The organism is Vibrio sp. LB10LO1, from assembly GCF_010092875.1.
Classification (GTDB): Bacteria; Pseudomonadota; Gammaproteobacteria; order Enterobacterales; family Vibrionaceae; genus Vibrio; species Vibrio campbellii.
Map to the genome: position 1 here is coordinate 74,058 of NZ_JAADJW010000007.1, position 15,781 is coordinate 89,838.

The window sequence follows — 15,781 nt, forward strand, 5'->3', positions numbered from 1 at the left end:
TATTCGTCTTCAAGAAAGAGCGTAGATCTGCTCAGATATATGCGCTTTTATATCAACACAACTTTTATGCCGATACACAACTTTTCACGCAGTTTCTTCCCGATTTCTTCGCTTCGTAAAGTGCCTTATCGGCATTGGCAACCAGTTCATCAAAGCTTTGCCCTGCTTCTAATGTCGCGACACCAGCACTAAACGTCATGCTTGTTACGGGCGAGAAGTTTTCCTGCTTCATCTTCTCTTGCAAATTGATGGCGATTTGCTTGCCCTGTTCACTCGATGTTTCTCTCAACAGAATCACAAACTCTTCCCCACCCCATCTGGCAATAAGATCTTGCTTTCTCGCACTTTTACTCAGGAAATTAGCCATATGCATTAACACTTGATCACCCACATCATGCCCAAATGTGTCATTAACCGCTTTAAAGAAATCAAGATCGATCAGAATCAAACAAGTGGTATCAAAAAGCATCGTCTTGTTGGCCAACTCTTGATGCACCAGGTTAATTAAAGCCCGCCGGTTGAATAAGTTTGTCAGAGGATCATTCATCGCGAGCCATGTTAGCTTTTGATTGTTTTCATTTAATAACTTCACCGACAGCTCCAAATCATGATTGGCGTCGTTAAGCTCATTCGTTCTTTGCGCAACCACCGCTTCCAGATTTCGATTATGCTGTTGAATCTCATCAATGGTGTTTTTAAATGCCTTCGATAGCTGCCCAATTTCATCTTTCGAGCTTTGTTCCGCAAACTGAGTGTAGTGATTGTTCACCGAGTTTCTCACTCCGTCGGTAAGCTGTAAAATCGGCCGCGTTACAGAGTTAGTCAGATAGATGATGATAGGAAAGAAAACAATCAACACCAGTGATGAAGTTATGGTCACATCCTCGACCAGCGCTTTAATATCAAGGAAAATGTCTGACTCTTTGGTAGTGACAAACAGCGTCCAACCAGGCAAACAATCTATCCCTGCAAAAGTGACAATCATAGATTCACCAAGCTTTTCATTAAAGTAGTGGCCATACCCCACTTCGTGTTGTTTTGTTTGAAAGGCAATGTCACCAAAACCCTTAAAACCAATATGGTCGACATCGAAAATGTTCGCATCAATAATGAGTGACTTGTCGGGGTGAGAGACCACATTGCCAAAATTGTCGGCAATCCATGCATAACTGCTATTACCAAGTTTGACTTCTGAAAGTCTGTTTCTGAGATGGTTTATTGATATCGACACCGCAACAATACCGCGCCAATCTTGCTTCGAATTAAAGACAGGGACACCAAGTGCAATCAATGGCTCTCCGGTAACCAAACCAATGTGCGGCTTAGTCACGTGATGGCTAGCCAGTTTCCATTGCACATCATCCTTGATATCTGGCTGGGTGATTTGGGTTTTACGGCCTTGATAGTCAGTAAGATTCCAATCTTGGTCTACAAAGCTCGTATTAATCACCGCCTGCCCTAGTATGCTTTGAAGCCATTTCAGCTCTTCAATAATAAAAGGCACGTCCCCTTGTCTGACTCTTTCATGACCACTGATGGTTCGTAACGAAGCAATACTTCTTTGTAGCTCTTGGCTAATCACATCTGAATGAAGGTTTGAGACCTGAAGTGAGTTTTGTAGTGCAACATCAAATACACGTTGTTGCTCTTTAAAGTACAGGACGCTAAATAAAATCAATACGAAACATATCGTCATCAAAGAGTAGATGACAACAAACTTGGTTCTGATACTGGTAAAGAAAAACCAACCGTTCCGCACAAATGCCCTTATGACTTTAGGGGATATGCGTACAGTTTAGTTTGTAATTTAAGGTAATTCCATACGGTATCGACAGAATTATTACTGTAATCTAATGATTCTTAGTAAAATTCTCAGCAGCTAATAAACATTGTTCGCGTAACCATTGATGGCTTGGGTCATTAGTACGAGACGGATGCCAATACATCGCGACATCAATCGGATCTTTCATAAATTCCGCCTCTAGCTCTCTCAAGTTATAAAGTTTTTGGTATTGCTCCAAGAGCGTTTGTGGCATGAGTGCGAGATAATCACAACGTTGAATCAGAGGAAGTATCTCGATAATGCTTCCTGCCTGCCAAGCCACTTGGCGTTGCCCTAAGATCTGCTCATTCTTAATACCTCGACCAAGCAAATAACCATTTTTTTGATCAAACTGAGATAAGGTGACGTGTTTTTCATTGAGGTACTCTTCAACGCTGATGGTTTTCCCTTTTAAACGTGGGTGCTCTTTACGACATACAACCGTTAACTTATCTGACATCAACACTTTAGAACGCAAATGCGGATGCAAATTGGTTTGCGCTTCAATCACCAAATCACACTGTTGTGTTCTTAATAGGCTGGTTAAATCCATGGTGAAAAGCGGCTCTATTCTCGTATTGGCCTTAGGCGCCTTTTCGCTAAGCAGTGCAGCGAGTTCAGGCAACAGGGTAAAACTGAATACACTAAGGGAAGAGATCACAAAACGCTTATCGCACTCGGCAGGGTTAAATCGAGAATGCTCAGGCAACATATAAGCAATGCTTTCTACCGCACTCGCCAAAGTAGGATAGATATCAATGGCAAACGCAGTTGGAGAGACACCATGACTTTCACGGACAAATAACGCATCCTTAAACACTTCACGAAGCCTTACCACCGCTTGGCTAACCGCAGATTGGCTGACACCCAGTCGTTGCGCCGCTTTGGTGTAACTCTTCTCTTCGACAATTGCCACAAAGGTCGGAATAAGACTGTAATCTGAGTGCTTCATAGATTATGTGTTCTCGGGAAATTTTATAATGATATGAGATTAACTTATATCATATATAACTCAACTTATGACGTTTTTTCATACAATTCCGCGCATGTGATTACAAAAGACAAAACAACAATCACACGCTCAACGTTTTACCCTCACACATCGACAAAAGGTATAACTATGAACGTCATAAAAGCCATAGGTCGCGTCATCTTTGCGATTTTTATGGTGCTATTAAAGTTCTCACTTTTCATGGCTCTCATGCTCGGTGGCGCTTACTTGCTTGCACCCATGGGCACGATCAATTCGAAAGACATTGATATGAGCTTATTTACCAACACGCCCAACGACACCATGATGGTGATCTTCAATTCTGAATACTTCAGCGGTTATCTGTTCTCCGTTACCATAGCGCTTGCCCTTTTTGTCATCTATTTGCTGTGGCAGATCCACGAAGTTGCGGTACATCGAGCTCAAGAGAAGAAAAGCTCTCACATCCAATTAGTCTTTGCCCTCTCCCTTTGTGGCTTGTTCATCCATAAAGCATGGTGGGTTCTGGCGTTAATCATTGCGTTTGCCAACTGGGAGCACATCGGTAACTCACTAAGTAACATCATTCGCAATAGTCATCGCTCTTTTGAACCTCAGAAACCAACCAAAGCGACGGAGGAGTAAGCCATGAAAGAGGTAATGATTCCGTACATTCTGATCATGTGGATTTTGGTCTCGACTGGTGCGATAAAGTGGACGTTCAAAAGTGCATTTTGGATTATCTCAGGCGGAGTTTTCATCCTAGTGGTTCTAGGTATTCTCTCGCGTCTTTGGGCCCCTGTTGATCTCACTTACTCATCAACGGTTAAAGCACCGCACTCGGTTCTTTCTCCACTGCTTCGCGAGCAGATTGACCATATCTATGTTGACCATAACCAAGAGGTAAAGAAAGGCGATGTGATTTACACCCTCGTCGATACCACTTCCTTGGCCGATGTAGAAAAAATCAAAGCGAGCATCGTGCAACAAGAAGAGAACGTAGCTCAGTTAAAGCGCGATATCGTGCGCGGGAAAACGTCGCCAGAGATCTTCAAAGGCCGTGATATCGAATACTACGAATCGCAGCTGCGCGTCGCACAGGCGTCACTAAAATCTCTGCATGCGGATTTAAAAAAGACCGAATTCGAGCAAAGCCGCAAGACGGTTCGAGCCCCTTACGATGGTCAAGTCGCGGTGGTGAACGTCGCCGATGGTAGCCGTGTGGGCAACATGCACATCTACGATACCTCTCGTAAGTTCTTGGAGATGCGCATTCCAGACCAAACCTATCGCTATGTAGAAAAAGGACAGTTCGCTGAGTTCTATGTTGATGCTTACCCGGGCGAAGTGTTCCGCGCTCGTGTCCACAGTATCACCGCTGGTACCGGAGAATCATCGGTATCACCATTACAAGGACCGCAAAGTGTTCGCCAGCACGTAGGCGCGAACACCAGCAGCCATGGACGAACCGTGATCTTAGAGATCTTCGAACCAGAAGGTAAATCCATTCCTATCGGCGCAACAGGTTCGGCTTGGATTGCCGCGAATAAGCCCCACAGCTTGTTTGGCTTTATCGACGTGATTGGCGCGGCAACGGTTCGACTTCACTCTTATAAGTCATACCTAAACGCCATGTAACCAACATACAAACCGCCGACTCAGGCGGTTTGTTTTTATGAAGCCTATTAAGCCCTTACATTTCGTCTGTGGTTAGGTGGTCGTTTTGGCGCTAGACTGAGTGAGCGAAATAACGCATACACAAAAGGAAGAAAATCATGATTCAACAAGGTCAAGCATTGCCTGCTGCGACGCTAAGCGAACTGACTGCCGATGGTATGGTAAATCATCAAGTAACAGAGCTGTTTGCAGACAAGAAAGTGGTTCTATTTGCGGTACCAGGTGCATTTACTCCGACGTGTTCAGAAGCGCATCTTCCGGGTTATGTTGTACTGGCAGACCAGCTAAAGGCGAAAGGCGTGGACCTGATTGCTTGTGTATCTGTTAACGATGCATTCGTCATGCAAGCTTGGGGCGAGGCACAGAACGCGTCTGAGCTGCTCATGCTGGGCGACGGCGACGCAAGCTTTACCAAAGCACTGGGTCTAGAGATGGATACTGGCGGTTTTGGTGGCGTTCGTTCACAACGTTACGCAATGATCATCGACAACGGTGTCGTGACCACGTTGAACGTTGAAGAACCAAAAACGTTTGAAGCGAGCAAAGCAGAAACCATCCTCGCTGCACTTTAAACGCAAAGCTAAGATCACAAAACGGAAGCCGATGTGCTTCCGTTTTTTCTATCTGAATACGGTGAGAGTCCCGAGCGGTATTAGCTCAACGCGACACACTTGATAAAGATAAAGTTAGGGTACGTCGCCAAGCGTTGGTAGTGCTCCTGCGAGATTTCACGACTCTTCTCATTCACTTTACCCTCTGAGACAGCCAGCATCGCCATGTTACTGCCCGTAATTGCGTCCGTAATGTCTTGCAAAGAGCGGCGGTAGAATGCGACAGAAACCGGCTTTCCAATCGTGTCCCACACATCTTCGATTCGCTCTTTCTCAAAGTAATTATCCGATGCAGAACATTCAAAATCGGCGAATGGATGATGAGTTGAGAATACAAACTGACCTCCAGGCTTCAACACACGCTGAATATCATTGAACAAGGGACGAAGGTCTTCAATGTAATGCACCATCAATGGACAAATCACCAAGTCATACTGAGCATTCGCCTCTTCAGGCAAACCAAGTGCCAAGTTCTGAGCATAAGCGTTGACCGAGTCACCAAGCTTGTCTTTAACGATATCAATCATCTCTTGCGCAGCGTCGATACAAGTCACGGAAGTGGCACCGCGCTCCAAAAGAATTTGCGCGTAAATACCTGAACCACAGCCTAAGTCCAGCACCTTTTTGCCAGCCACATCACCGACAAGTTCAAGGGTATTTGGACGCTCAAAGTGCGCGTTGTACAAGTTATCTTGCGCCGCTAAATCATATTGCTTTGCGTAGGTGGTGTACATCTCTTGCTTCATGGTGACTCCGACAGGAAAAGTGGGATGCGAAGACTAGAAAATACTCGAAAACAAGTAAAGTAAAAAGCACGTCAGATCAGTGATCTTACGCTTACATTGAAGAAGATTTGTGATTAGTGGTTAGGTTGAGCCTTTCCAACTGATTGCAAAGGCTCGATACATAACAATAAAGCGCTTATAGAAACGATAAGAAACTGCTCTAGCGCATTCGTACTACGCTGGTTTCTTGCTTGCGCTGCATTTCTGCAAATGTCATGACGAAGGGAGAAGATTGTTTAACACGGCTTGGCAATGAAGACAGCGCATTGTAGGCATCCTGCTTAGTCTTAAAATCCCCGACGGTTACGGTATACCAGCGAGTACCACGGCTGTTCTTCCAGTTCACCCAAACCGGATGTTTCGGGTCGATGTAACGAATGTACTCTTTCACATCCTTCTCTTTCTTCAACGCCAACACCTGCATGGTGTAGTGGTTAGGGTTGAGGTAGCCATAAGCATCTTGCGATGACATCACCCCCACACACTGTCCAGTTTCGACAGGTTGATGCTGTGGCATGACACAGCCAGTAAGTGACATAGCCAAAGTCAAAGATAGAATCTTTCGCACGCGTAACTCCGTTTTTTTGTTCTGAATGGTTCTCTTGATGAGTGCTCAAAACAAAAAGGCGACCATTTCGGCCGCCTTAGTAAATTTAATATTGGGAGTATTGGTTAGAACCAGCTTGCCACAAGACGTTTGAACCAGTCCATCAAGCGCTTAAAGATACCGCCTTCATCAACAGGCTCTAGCGCAACCAGTTCCGCTTCTTTCACCACGTCACCGTCAACTTTGTACAGCACCTTACCAACTACTTGATTTTGTTGAATCGGTGCCATCAGGTCGCCGTTGTATTCCACTTCCGCTTCCAGCTTGTTCACGTCACCTTTTGGTAGTGTTAGGTAGATATCGCGGTCAACACCCACTTTTAATTCGTCTTGGTTACCCATCCAAACACGTGCCGTTGCCACTTCTTTACCCGCTTGTGTCGGAACAACCGTATCGAAGAAACGGAAACCGTAGCTCAGAAGTTGTTTACTCTCTGATTCACGTACGCTCGGGCTTTTCGCGCCCATCACAACCGCGACTAAACGCATGTCTCCGTTGGTTGCAGAAGTCGCCAAGCTGTAACCTGCACCGCTGGTGTAACCCGTCTTCATGCCATCAACACTCATGCTGCGATCACGTAGCAAGCCGTTACGGTTGTATTGGGTAATGCCGTTATAGGTAAACGACGTTTCGCTGTATAACGGGTAGATATCTGGCAGATCACGAATGATCGCACGGCCTAGCGTTGCGATGTCACGCGGGGTTGAATACAGACCATCACTGTCCAAACCATGTGGGTTGGTAAAGGCAGAGTTAGACAAACCAAGTTGGTTCGCCCAACTATTCATCAAACCAACAAAGCCAGCTTCACTACCCGCAACATGTTCTGCGATGGCGACACTGGCATCGTTACCCGATTGAACAATCAGACCTCGGTAAAGATCAGAAAGTGAAACTGACGTCCCTACCTCGATAAACATCTTTGACGAATCTGGGAAGTTTTTCGCCCAGGCGTTGCGGCTTATCACCACTTCATCGTCTAGGCTGATGTTACCTGACTTAACCTCTTGGCCCGCAACATAAGCCGTCATCAGCTTAGTCAGACTTGCCGGGTTGAGGCGCTTGTCGGCATCACGTTCCACCAGCACAGTGCCAGTGTGGTAATCCATTAAAACATAACCACGAGAGCTCAGCTCTGGGGCATTAGGAACAACGGTAGGAGCAGCAAAACTAAACGCAGAAACAGCAGTCAAGGTGGTCGCTAACGTAGCATTGAATAAAGTGTTTTTTCTCATAGCAGCATTCTGTGGCTTACAACTTACAAACTAAGTCGAGTATATGGAAACGCTGTTCAGTTACAGCACCTCTGTTACGATTGGTTACGTTTACTCGATATTTGTCGAAAAGAATGCGAAGTCGGTTGAAGTTTGTGCTTATTCGTTCGCCAATTCGGTGAAATCATGACTTGCGACTCGCTTCCATTGTTCACTCATTGCCGAGCTGACTAAGACAACCCCAATTGAGCAAGCCATGCACAGACAACACCCCAGCAATACTTACACATCAAAACATTACACATCGTTGCATTTTTCATATAAAAGCCTGCCAAATATCGAAATAACGCCTAAAAAACCCTTTGAGTTGCATTGTTTTACACAAAACACTATGATCGCGTCGCATTTTTTAATTTGAACTCAAAATAATTGGAGGGCGGTTTTAGTGTTTTTCTTGTTCAAGAAGGGCACATTTAAAAAAGCGTATATGTTGTATTTATGGATAATGCACTAAAAAAATATAGTATCGACACTACCGACTATCAGGTTGGTCAAGATAACGTTCAAAAATGGGGATTTGATATCCACAATCCAGTATTCGGAATTAGTGCTGGTCTTGTTCTTCTCTGTCTTGCTTCTCTTCTCATTGTTGACCCTGCTACTGCTCGTGACGCCTTAAATGGTTTAAAGAACAGCATCATTTCAGACTTCGACTCGTTCTTTATGTGGTCAGCAAACTTCTTTATCTTATTCGCTATCGCGATTCTTTTATCTCCTCTGGGTAAGATCAGAATCGGCGGTAAAGACGCCGTTGCGGAACATTCAACCGTCTCTTGGTTATCGATGCTTTTCGCTGCGGGTATGGGTATCGGCTTGTTGTTCTGGAGTGTTTCAGAACCAACGGCATACTTTACCAATTGGTTTGGTACCCCTCTCAATGTAGAACCTTACACGGAAGAAGCGAAATCACTCGCGATGGCCGCCACCATGTTCCACTGGGGCATCCACGGTTGGGCGATTTACGCCATTGTTGCACTCTCGCTGGCCTTCTTCGCATTCAATAAAGGTTTACCGCTTTCTCTGCGTTCTGCGTTTTATCCGATCTTTGGCGATCGCGCATGGGGTTGGTTAGGCCACGTTATCGATATTCTGGCGGTACTCGCAACGCTATTTGGTCTCGCGACTTCTCTGGGCTTAGGCGCGCAACAAGCCACCAGCGGTATTAACCATGTATTTGGTTTAGAAGGTGGCATTGGTACGCAAATGATTGTTATCGCCTTCGTTACTTTTATTGCAGTGCTGTCTGTGATTCGAGGTATCGATGGAGGTGTCAAACTACTAAGTAACATCAATATGGCGGTTGCGTTCGCGCTGCTGGCTTTTGTGATGTTTATTAGCTTCGATATTGCGACAACATCCATTTGGGATACCGCTGTCGCGTACGCACAGAATATTTTACCGCTAAGTAACCCTGCCGGTCGTGAAGACACAGAATGGATGCATGGCTGGACAGTATTCTACTGGGCATGGTGGGTATCTTGGTCACCATTTGTGGGAATGTTCATCGCGCGCGTATCGAAAGGTCGTACCGTTCGCGAATTCATCTTCGCGGTTATCGTCATTCCAACTACCGTTACACTGGTTTGGATGGCAGTCTTCGGTGGTATCGCCCTTGATCAAGTAGTGAACAAAGTCGGCGAACTGGGTGCCAATGGATTAACGGATATCTCGCTTACTCTATTCCACGTTTATGACGCGATGCCGTTTAGCTCGATCATCTCTGTGCTTTCTATCGTCCTGATTTTGGTGTTCTTCATCACCTCATCAGATTCTGGCTCATTAGTTATCGATAGCATCACTGCCGGCGGTAAGATTGATGCACCAGTGCCACAACGTATTTTCTGGGCATGTATTGAAGGCTCTATCGCTGCCGTTATGCTCTGGATTGGTGGTAAAGAGGCACTGCAAGCGTTGCAATCTGGCGTTGTCGCGACAGGTTTGCCATTCACGTTGGTGCTGTTAGTGATGTGTGTGAGCCTAATTAAAGGGTTAAGGTCTGAGTTACCTGCCTATCAAAATGCGGCGCAGAACGCGTCTGTCGCCTAATTCATCCTTGAGCAGAAACGTATAACAATACGGCTCATCGAAGGTTGAGATAACAAACGAGCGTCTATTAGGCGCTCGTTTTTTGTATCTTGCTAACCACGCTCAGCAGGTACTCAACCAACACTCAAGACCTGAACTTAGGACATAAAAAAGCCCCAAACAAAAAAGAGTCGGGGCAAATAAAGCAATGAGTTATTGGTTAAGGGATACTAACTCACCACTGGAACAACGTCAGGTCTATGACACCAATTACTACGTGGTTTCACTTTGAAACGATCAAAAAAGGAATGCCGAAGCATTCCTTTTTGTTTACTGAGAAAGCGAGATTATTCTGGCTTCTTCGCCAGTGCCGCATCAATGTCTGCAGCGCTGTGACGCTCTGCCACTTGCTCCCACTCTTCACCCCATGCACGGTTAACGATACGACCACGCTGCACTGCTTCACGCTCATCAATCGCTTTCGCCCAACGCACAACGTTTTTGTAGCTTGCTACGTCTAAAAATTCAGCCGCATCGTAAGCACGACCCAGCACAAGGTTGCCGTACCAAGGCCACGTTGCAATATCAGCGATGCTGTACTCGTCACCGCCTAGAAATTCATTATCCGCAAGACGCTTGTCTAGTACGTCTAGCTGACGTTTTGTTTCCATCGTGAAACGGTTAATTGGGTACTCAAACTTCTCTGGCGCGTATGCGTAGAAGTGACCAAAACCACCCCCTAGGTATGGTGCAGAACCTTGCAACCAGAATAGCCAGTTCATTACCTCTGCACGCTTCGCACCTTCTGTTGGTAGGAAGTGACCAAACTTCTCGGCTAGATAGAACAAGATGTTACCCGATTCAAAAACGTTCACTGGCTCTGCACCTGAACGGTCAACCAAAGCCGGAATTTTCGAGTTCGGGTTGACGGACACAAAACCAGAGCCAAATTGGTCGCCGTCTCCAATCTTAATCAGGTATGCGTCGTATTCTGCTTCTGTTACGCCTGCCGCCAAAAGCTCCTCAAACATGATCGTCACTTTCTGACCGTTTGGTGTACCCATTGAGTAAAGCTGGAATGGGTGCTCACCAACTGGAAGTTCTTGCTCATGACGAGCACCAGAATCCGGACGGTTGATACTCGCCCACTGACCGCCGTTTTCGTTATCGTTTGTCCAAACTTTTGGTGGAATGTATTCGTTAGTCATTGTTATCCCTTATTGCGTTTGAATGCATCTTCAAACTGACGGCTCTAGCGCGCCAGCAAGCATCATTAAAATCGTCCCTTCGCCATCGGCTTTGGACATACCCAAGATATTAGGTCGAATTCGCCAAATAAAAGTCCTGCCATCTCTTTTAGTTAGAACCTTTGGTTATGGGAATTTCTTTCACGATATAAGCAAAAACAGCGCGTTAATGTGAGCTAGGTTCTAGATGCCAATAATGAAGAACAGATCAGAGCCAGCGGCCCATCCATCATCTCTGTTTTGATCAAGCTAGCATCGTGGCAGCAGCTTATCGATAGCGCAAAACCGTGCAGGTAATCCGCCAATAGATCTAAGCTGTCTTTTTCTACTTGCTGGGATAAGCCCAAAGGCTGAACGATCAATTGATAGCGCTCGGTGAATACTTGCGCAGGGCCATGAGATGTCATGCTCAACATGGTTTGCAACAACCCGTTGTACTCACGTAGCAGTGCAATGTAGCTAACAGACAAGCTTTTGAGTTCACCTTGCCAATCTTCATTCATTTGAGGTTGATAAATTTCCTCCACCAGCGATTTGGTTAACGCTTCAAGCAAGGCATTCTTATTTTTGAAGTAGTGATAGATCGCCATAGGATCGACATTTAATTGCGTCGCTAACGAGCGAATGCTTGGTACCTTTCCATCCTTTTTCATCAATAGCTTGGCCGATTCTAAGATGCCTTCTGCGCTTAGCTGCGGCTGCTTGGCGGCCGGTCTTCCGCGTTTCTTTTCGTTGACAGACATTTGATCTTCCCGATAAGCTCAGCATTATTCTACATTGTAGAATTAATTTTAACCTAACCTTTAACTTGGCTCAAGCACCAACATTTTAATGAGGTACTCATGGCAAATATCGTATTTATTGCAACCAGTCTGGACGGTTACATCGCAGATAAACAGGGCAAACTCGACTGGCTACATTCAGTACCAAACCCAGACAATATTGATACTGGCTTCTTCTCACTGATGGAACGCATTGATGGATTGGTGATGGGACGCAATACCTTGGATGCAGTGCTGAGCTTTGATTGCGATTGGCCATACTGCAAACCGGTGTTCGTACTCAGCAACACCATGGCGGAAGTACCACAAGGCTACGAAGACAAAGTCTTTTTAGTAAAAGGTGAGCTAAAAGATGTGCTTTCTGACCTAAATGCAAAAGGTTTTAACGAGCTTTACATCGACGGTGGTGTGACTATTCAGAACTTCCTAAAAGAAGATCTTATTGATGAAATGGTGATCACGCGCTTCCCTATCCTACTTGGTGGCGGCGCACCTCTGTTTGGGGATTTGGGACAACCACTCAACTTCAAAGTGACGAAAAGCGAGGTTATTTTAGATACGTTAGTGAAAACGACTTACGTGCGTCAAAGGTAGTTTGGGGGTGAGTGAATCAAGCTCTTGACGACAACGTTAAGGGCGATTTTTGTCTTCAATAGCTATGTTCGATGGAACTCATTTTAGGACATTTTTGAGTTAGAACTGCTACAAATTAGAGCAAGTATAGTAAGTACTCGACCACAAAAATGTCCTCTGTAAACCTACCAGTCTGGATTTTATTTTTGAGCATTTTTCTAATAGAAACACGGCTCAAATCAATTCAGTGGCATTGGTAAGTCATAAAGGTGTTTTTTGTTTTTTTGATAATCACTGTATTTTTTTGCGATCCATTGATGCAAACGCAACCCGCTATTACGCTTTATCTGCACATCGATCAGAGCCAAAATCAGTAACCCAATTATCGTTCCCATAATCATCTCCAAGCTTATCTATTCTAATTAGTACTAGTTTAAGTGCTTTTCATTAATCCATTGATTTCGTTAGCTTATCCATATTTAGACCACCAAGCTCCTCTAAGTTATCCTTAATCTCTTCATCTATTGATAGATGGCGCTCAACTTTCTTTATTTCCTTCTCAAGAAACTTTTCTACCTTTTTAGCAAGAAAAGTTAGTATTACCGATGACTGAATTGGAGTCAGAGCTGAATAAGATAGTTGTGTACGAATAAGATGCGTAAAACACCGAATGGTTCACCTCTGAGCTTAGAAACGCCAAAAGCACAAGATAGCTCATAGAAAGACGATGCTTTTCAACAGACAAGCTTTGGGGATAACAACCACGACATGTCTGGGACACACGTAATATTATGGCAAATGGAACGTTAAGTTGCTTAAACAGAGGGAAGCGATGAAACATACTCGTCGTGCGCAGGCTTGTGGGGCGAGGTAATAACCATTGTGTGATGGGTATTTTCCGTCCATACTCCTTGATAATCAGTTGTTTGCCTAGTCAACTTTTGGCAAGAAACCAAGTCAGTTCGAACGTTTAAGCGTGAAACAATGCTATATTGAAAGCGTCACATCACCACGTCCCCACAAAAGGAATAGTACCATGCCGACCTATCAGGTCACTTACTTCAACGCGAAACACGCCGTGATAGATAGCGAAGCTATCTTCATGAAAAGTCTAACGAACGCCAAGCGCTCAGCTGAGCATCATGCGCCAGAGGGCGCAATGCGAATTGAGATTAAAGATTTAATGGATCAGATGCTAAGTCGAATGACGCTTGATGATGGCTGGGTAGATAGCAGTGAAGACTGACGTTTGCTAGCAATCATGATTCGTTTGGAACGTCATGAATAAATACACAGGTTTGATTCGTTTTTCGTAGTAGCCTTTGACACAGTTTAACTTGTTTGTCTGACAAAGCTTGCTCACGATTAAGTTGATCTCGTAAACCTGTAAGCATGTCTCGGTCCAAGTTGCTCAGCTTTTCGGAGTGTAAGAGGAGTGTCGTATTGATAAGTTCAGAGAGGTTTCTTGAGCTCATAATCCCTACTCCTTATCCCATTCTTTTTGTTCCTCAATCTCTTCTATGCGTTTGCGAACACCCATTGTTTTCAACTCTTCCGGTATCCGCTTAACCCCTTTCCCTTTCGGATTAATACTAAATTGCTTCTGCTTTTGTGTCGGTTTAGGTAGCTTGCTCATATATCATCCTATTTTTGGTGGGTTACTGAATTTCGCACCGCGTTCATATTGGCTATGAAAACAACAATGATACTACACAAGTCAGAACATAAGTGGGCAACAGTAATTCAATGATTTTTCTAAATGAGATCAACACAGATTGAACCAACGATTGCAGAAAACTAGGCTCAGGCTTTTAAAAATGTAGTGATTCTAAGCAAAATAATTTTAGTTAATTTTATTCAGGTTAGAATAAAGCCATTTCAATTCATTATTTTTTATTGATGTATCGTTCAGCGTTTGCAAAAAGTTTATCGCATGCTTTTTTCTGTGCTAAATATTCTGATGAACCTTCAGTCATAGACTCGAGAATTTCTTTCGCTTCTTGGTATTCTTTTACCATAGCAGCGAACCGTTCTTCGAAGTTGTTTTTCTGTGTTTTCTTGCTTGATTTTCTTACTGGTTTTCTCATGTTACTTCTTACCTTATCGATCCCAATATTTATTTTTATTCGTATTTCGAACCTTCGGGATCTTTATTAAACGTAAAGTAAAAAAGTCTCCTCGACAGAAGAGACTTTTTAGAAATGTCTTACACTAACGTAACGTTACCCGCTTGAGGGCCTTTGTTACCTTGCTCAACAACAAAAGAAACCTTTTGGCCTTCAGATAATGTTTTGAAGCCTTCACTAACAATTGATTTGAAGTGAACAAACAGGTCAGAACCGCCGTTATCAGGAGTGATAAATCCAAAACCTTTAGATTCGTTAAACCATTTTACTGAGCCAGTTGTTTTATTTGACATAATATATCTCGATACATTGATTAAGTTAAAAAGAAAGCTACTAAATAAGGAATAAAGAATAAGGTATCGCAGGATAGATATGACGAACTTAATCGAAAAAACTGAGAAGATCTTGAACTAAATATATTATCAATAACTCACCGTTTGAGCTGCCGACACTATACACCAAGTAAAAATAATAGATATGCATTTCTTCATTAAATTTTATTCCCTATAAATTCAATAACTTGAAAGGTAAAAATTAATCTCTTGCTCTAAATGTGCGAGAATCATTCGCACAATCGTAACAACGCTAATATTCGATATCGGAAAAGTGAATGTTTCTAGCTTCTGATGAAGAAATCGCATACCCACAACCCAATATTGTTGTCCCACAAAAATGCATGGTCCGCCCCGTTATTGCAACTACAAATAAGTCATAACGGAGTTGGTTTGCGCTAATGTATTCGGAGTCCTTGTTGGGAGCACTAGCTTCCCAACTCCACGATGATATCTGCGCCAGATTGTGTGGTTGCGAGCGATGAAATTGCAGCAGGCTCTCGCCCAGGCCCATGGATGGCACTAAAGAACGTTATTGATTTGGGCGTAACACGCGTCAGCAATTGCGTGAAGGTTGACGATGCCGTCGCTGGTATTCACGAAGGACTAAACGCAGGCATGTGGACGGTTGGTCTATCTGTATCAGGTAACGAGTTCGGAGCGACGCCAGAAGAGTTCCAAGCAATGACAGCAACAGAAATCGAACAACGAAAACAAACAGCAGAAAAAGTGCTTTACGGTCGCACTACCCACTAGCCATAGAGAAGATGAACTAAAAGATGCAGACCTTATCGTGCAAGGCTTTGGGCACCTAACGGTGATCAAAAACCACAATGGCTCTTATTGTCTAGCGGCTTCATAAAACGATTCCGATAACTGATACACAGACAGATTCAGCAGTTAATAACGCCACAAATTCCTTATTTACCAATTTATAAACTATGAAATAT

At 44.1% G+C, this 15,781-nt stretch carries 16 protein-coding genes and 1 pseudogene; 7 read left to right on the plus strand and 10 right to left on the minus strand.

Annotation, left to right across the window (positions count from 1 at the left end):
* Nucleotides 1-64: 64 nt before the first annotated feature.
* Both GXP65_RS07010 and GXP65_RS07015 read right to left on the minus strand, forming a co-directional pair.
* Nucleotides 65-1,696 (minus strand): diguanylate cyclase, encoded by a 1,632-nt coding sequence (locus GXP65_RS07010; RefSeq protein ID WP_162092433.1) that lies wholly within the window; start codon nucleotides 1,694-1,696, stop codon nucleotides 65-67.
* A gap of 154 nt (nucleotides 1,697-1,850) precedes the next feature.
* Nucleotides 1,851-2,774 carry a LysR family transcriptional regulator gene (locus GXP65_RS07015; protein WP_103411765.1) on the minus strand — a complete coding sequence of 308 codons (924 nt, stop codon included), beginning with the start codon at nucleotides 2,772-2,774 and terminating at the stop codon, nucleotides 1,851-1,853.
* Between the two features lie 168 nt (nucleotides 2,775-2,942).
* Between GXP65_RS07015 and GXP65_RS07020 the strand changes: the two genes are divergently transcribed.
* From GXP65_RS07020 to GXP65_RS07030, 3 genes are all read left to right on the plus strand, one after another.
* Nucleotides 2,943-3,437, plus strand: a complete 495-nt coding sequence (locus GXP65_RS07020; protein ID WP_005426361.1) for a hypothetical protein — start codon at nucleotides 2,943-2,945, stop codon at nucleotides 3,435-3,437.
* A gap of 3 nt (nucleotides 3,438-3,440) precedes the next feature.
* Nucleotides 3,441-4,430, plus strand: coding sequence for an efflux RND transporter periplasmic adaptor subunit (locus tag GXP65_RS07025; protein WP_050910765.1), 990 nt, complete (start codon nucleotides 3,441-3,443; stop codon nucleotides 4,428-4,430).
* 137 nt (nucleotides 4,431-4,567) lie between these two features.
* Nucleotides 4,568-5,041, plus strand: coding sequence for a peroxiredoxin (locus tag GXP65_RS07030; protein WP_005531886.1), 474 nt, complete (start codon nucleotides 4,568-4,570; stop codon nucleotides 5,039-5,041).
* An 80-nt stretch (nucleotides 5,042-5,121) separates the two neighbouring features.
* On the opposite strand, the gene GXP65_RS07035 is transcribed toward GXP65_RS07030, so the two are convergent.
* The 3 genes from GXP65_RS07035 to GXP65_RS07045 form a co-directional block, all read right to left on the minus strand.
* Nucleotides 5,122-5,826: a class I SAM-dependent methyltransferase gene (locus GXP65_RS07035; protein WP_162092374.1), complete on the minus strand. Its 705-nt coding sequence runs from the start codon at nucleotides 5,824-5,826 to the stop codon at nucleotides 5,122-5,124.
* A 199-nt stretch (nucleotides 5,827-6,025) separates the two neighbouring features.
* Nucleotides 6,026-6,433 carry an SPOR domain-containing protein gene (locus tag GXP65_RS07040; protein WP_005531883.1) on the minus strand — a complete coding sequence of 136 codons (408 nt, stop codon included), beginning with the start codon at nucleotides 6,431-6,433 and terminating at the stop codon, nucleotides 6,026-6,028.
* Between the two features lie 104 nt (nucleotides 6,434-6,537).
* Entirely contained in the window at nucleotides 6,538-7,707 is a 1,170-nt protein-coding gene (locus GXP65_RS07045; RefSeq protein ID WP_005426354.1) for a D-alanyl-D-alanine carboxypeptidase family protein, read from the minus strand.
* A gap of 477 nt (nucleotides 7,708-8,184) precedes the next feature.
* On the opposite strand from GXP65_RS07045, the gene GXP65_RS07050 reads away from it, so the two are divergent.
* A complete protein-coding gene (locus tag GXP65_RS07050) occupies nucleotides 8,185-9,792 on the plus strand; it encodes a BCCT family transporter (RefSeq protein ID WP_038890747.1) in 1,608 nt (535 codons plus the stop codon).
* Nucleotides 9,793-10,118: 326 nt separating this feature from the next.
* Here the strand turns inward: GXP65_RS07050 and yghU are convergent, their stop codons facing one another.
* The gene (yghU, locus tag GXP65_RS07055; RefSeq protein ID WP_122020409.1) at nucleotides 10,119-10,979 is read right to left on the minus strand and encodes a glutathione-dependent disulfide-bond oxidoreductase; all 861 of its coding nucleotides are present in this window, start codon (nucleotides 10,977-10,979) and stop codon (nucleotides 10,119-10,121) included.
* A 215-nt stretch (nucleotides 10,980-11,194) separates the two neighbouring features.
* Nucleotides 11,195-11,761, minus strand: coding sequence for a TetR/AcrR family transcriptional regulator (locus tag GXP65_RS07060; RefSeq protein ID WP_162092375.1), 567 nt, complete (start codon nucleotides 11,759-11,761; stop codon nucleotides 11,195-11,197).
* Between the two features lie 99 nt (nucleotides 11,762-11,860).
* Here GXP65_RS07060 and GXP65_RS07065 point away from each other — a divergent pair, with 99 nt between their 5' ends.
* Both GXP65_RS07065 and GXP65_RS07070 read left to right on the plus strand, forming a co-directional pair.
* Complete coding sequence (locus GXP65_RS07065; protein ID WP_162092376.1) at nucleotides 11,861-12,394, plus strand: dihydrofolate reductase family protein; 534 nt, start codon at nucleotides 11,861-11,863, stop codon at nucleotides 12,392-12,394.
* Between the two features lie 1,015 nt (nucleotides 12,395-13,409).
* Entirely contained in the window at nucleotides 13,410-13,619 is a 210-nt protein-coding gene (locus GXP65_RS07070; protein WP_162092377.1) for a hypothetical protein, read from the plus strand.
* Between the two features lie 234 nt (nucleotides 13,620-13,853).
* Here the strand turns inward: GXP65_RS07070 and GXP65_RS25015 are convergent, their stop codons facing one another.
* From GXP65_RS25015 to GXP65_RS07080, 3 genes are all read right to left on the minus strand, one after another.
* The gene (locus tag GXP65_RS25015) at nucleotides 13,854-14,009 is read right to left on the minus strand and encodes a hypothetical protein (RefSeq protein WP_162860254.1); all 156 of its coding nucleotides are present in this window, start codon (nucleotides 14,007-14,009) and stop codon (nucleotides 13,854-13,856) included.
* Between the two features lie 250 nt (nucleotides 14,010-14,259).
* Nucleotides 14,260-14,460 carry a hypothetical protein gene (locus GXP65_RS07075; protein ID WP_038882393.1) on the minus strand — a complete coding sequence of 67 codons (201 nt, stop codon included), beginning with the start codon at nucleotides 14,458-14,460 and terminating at the stop codon, nucleotides 14,260-14,262.
* Between the two features lie 119 nt (nucleotides 14,461-14,579).
* Nucleotides 14,580-14,792 (minus strand): cold-shock protein, encoded by a 213-nt coding sequence (locus GXP65_RS07080; protein WP_038865127.1) that lies wholly within the window; start codon nucleotides 14,790-14,792, stop codon nucleotides 14,580-14,582.
* A gap of 498 nt (nucleotides 14,793-15,290) precedes the next feature.
* On the opposite strand from GXP65_RS07080, the pseudogene GXP65_RS07085 reads away from it, so the two are divergent.
* Nucleotides 15,291-15,512: pseudogene (locus GXP65_RS07085) on the plus strand (HAD-IA family hydrolase); the annotation flags it as partial.
* Nucleotides 15,513-15,781: the final 269 nt, after the last annotated feature.

Excerpts from the sequence above, each read along its gene's own strand:
- GXP65_RS07015 (WP_103411765.1), bottom strand. The coding sequence starts at position 2,774 with ATGAAGCACTCAGATTACAGTCTTATTCCGACCTTTGTGGCAATTGTC.
- yghU (WP_122020409.1), bottom strand. The coding sequence starts at position 10,979 with ATGACTAACGAATACATTCCACCAAAAGTTTGGACAAACGATAACGAA.
- GXP65_RS25015 (WP_162860254.1), bottom strand. The coding sequence starts at position 14,009 with ATGAGCAAGCTACCTAAACCGACACAAAAGCAGAAGCAATTTAGTATT.
- GXP65_RS07070 (WP_162092377.1), top strand. The coding sequence starts at position 13,410 with ATGCCGACCTATCAGGTCACTTACTTCAACGCGAAACACGCCGTGATA.
- GXP65_RS07020 (WP_005426361.1), top strand. The coding sequence starts at position 2,943 with ATGAACGTCATAAAAGCCATAGGTCGCGTCATCTTTGCGATTTTTATG.
- GXP65_RS07035 (WP_162092374.1), bottom strand. The coding sequence starts at position 5,826 with ATGAAGCAAGAGATGTACACCACCTACGCAAAGCAATATGATTTAGCG.
- GXP65_RS07050 (WP_038890747.1), top strand. The coding sequence starts at position 8,185 with ATGGATAATGCACTAAAAAAATATAGTATCGACACTACCGACTATCAG.
- GXP65_RS07060 (WP_162092375.1), bottom strand. The coding sequence starts at position 11,761 with ATGTCTGTCAACGAAAAGAAACGCGGAAGACCGGCCGCCAAGCAGCCG.
- GXP65_RS07045 (WP_005426354.1), bottom strand. The coding sequence starts at position 7,707 with ATGAGAAAAAACACTTTATTCAATGCTACGTTAGCGACCACCTTGACT.
- GXP65_RS07010 (WP_162092433.1), bottom strand. The coding sequence starts at position 1,696 with ATGACGATATGTTTCGTATTGATTTTATTTAGCGTCCTGTACTTTAAA.
- GXP65_RS07030 (WP_005531886.1), top strand. The coding sequence starts at position 4,568 with ATGATTCAACAAGGTCAAGCATTGCCTGCTGCGACGCTAAGCGAACTG.
- GXP65_RS07075 (WP_038882393.1), bottom strand. The coding sequence starts at position 14,460 with ATGAGAAAACCAGTAAGAAAATCAAGCAAGAAAACACAGAAAAACAAC.
- GXP65_RS07065 (WP_162092376.1), top strand. The coding sequence starts at position 11,861 with ATGGCAAATATCGTATTTATTGCAACCAGTCTGGACGGTTACATCGCA.
- GXP65_RS07080 (WP_038865127.1), bottom strand. The coding sequence starts at position 14,792 with ATGTCAAATAAAACAACTGGCTCAGTAAAATGGTTTAACGAATCTAAA.
- GXP65_RS07025 (WP_050910765.1), top strand. The coding sequence starts at position 3,441 with ATGAAAGAGGTAATGATTCCGTACATTCTGATCATGTGGATTTTGGTC.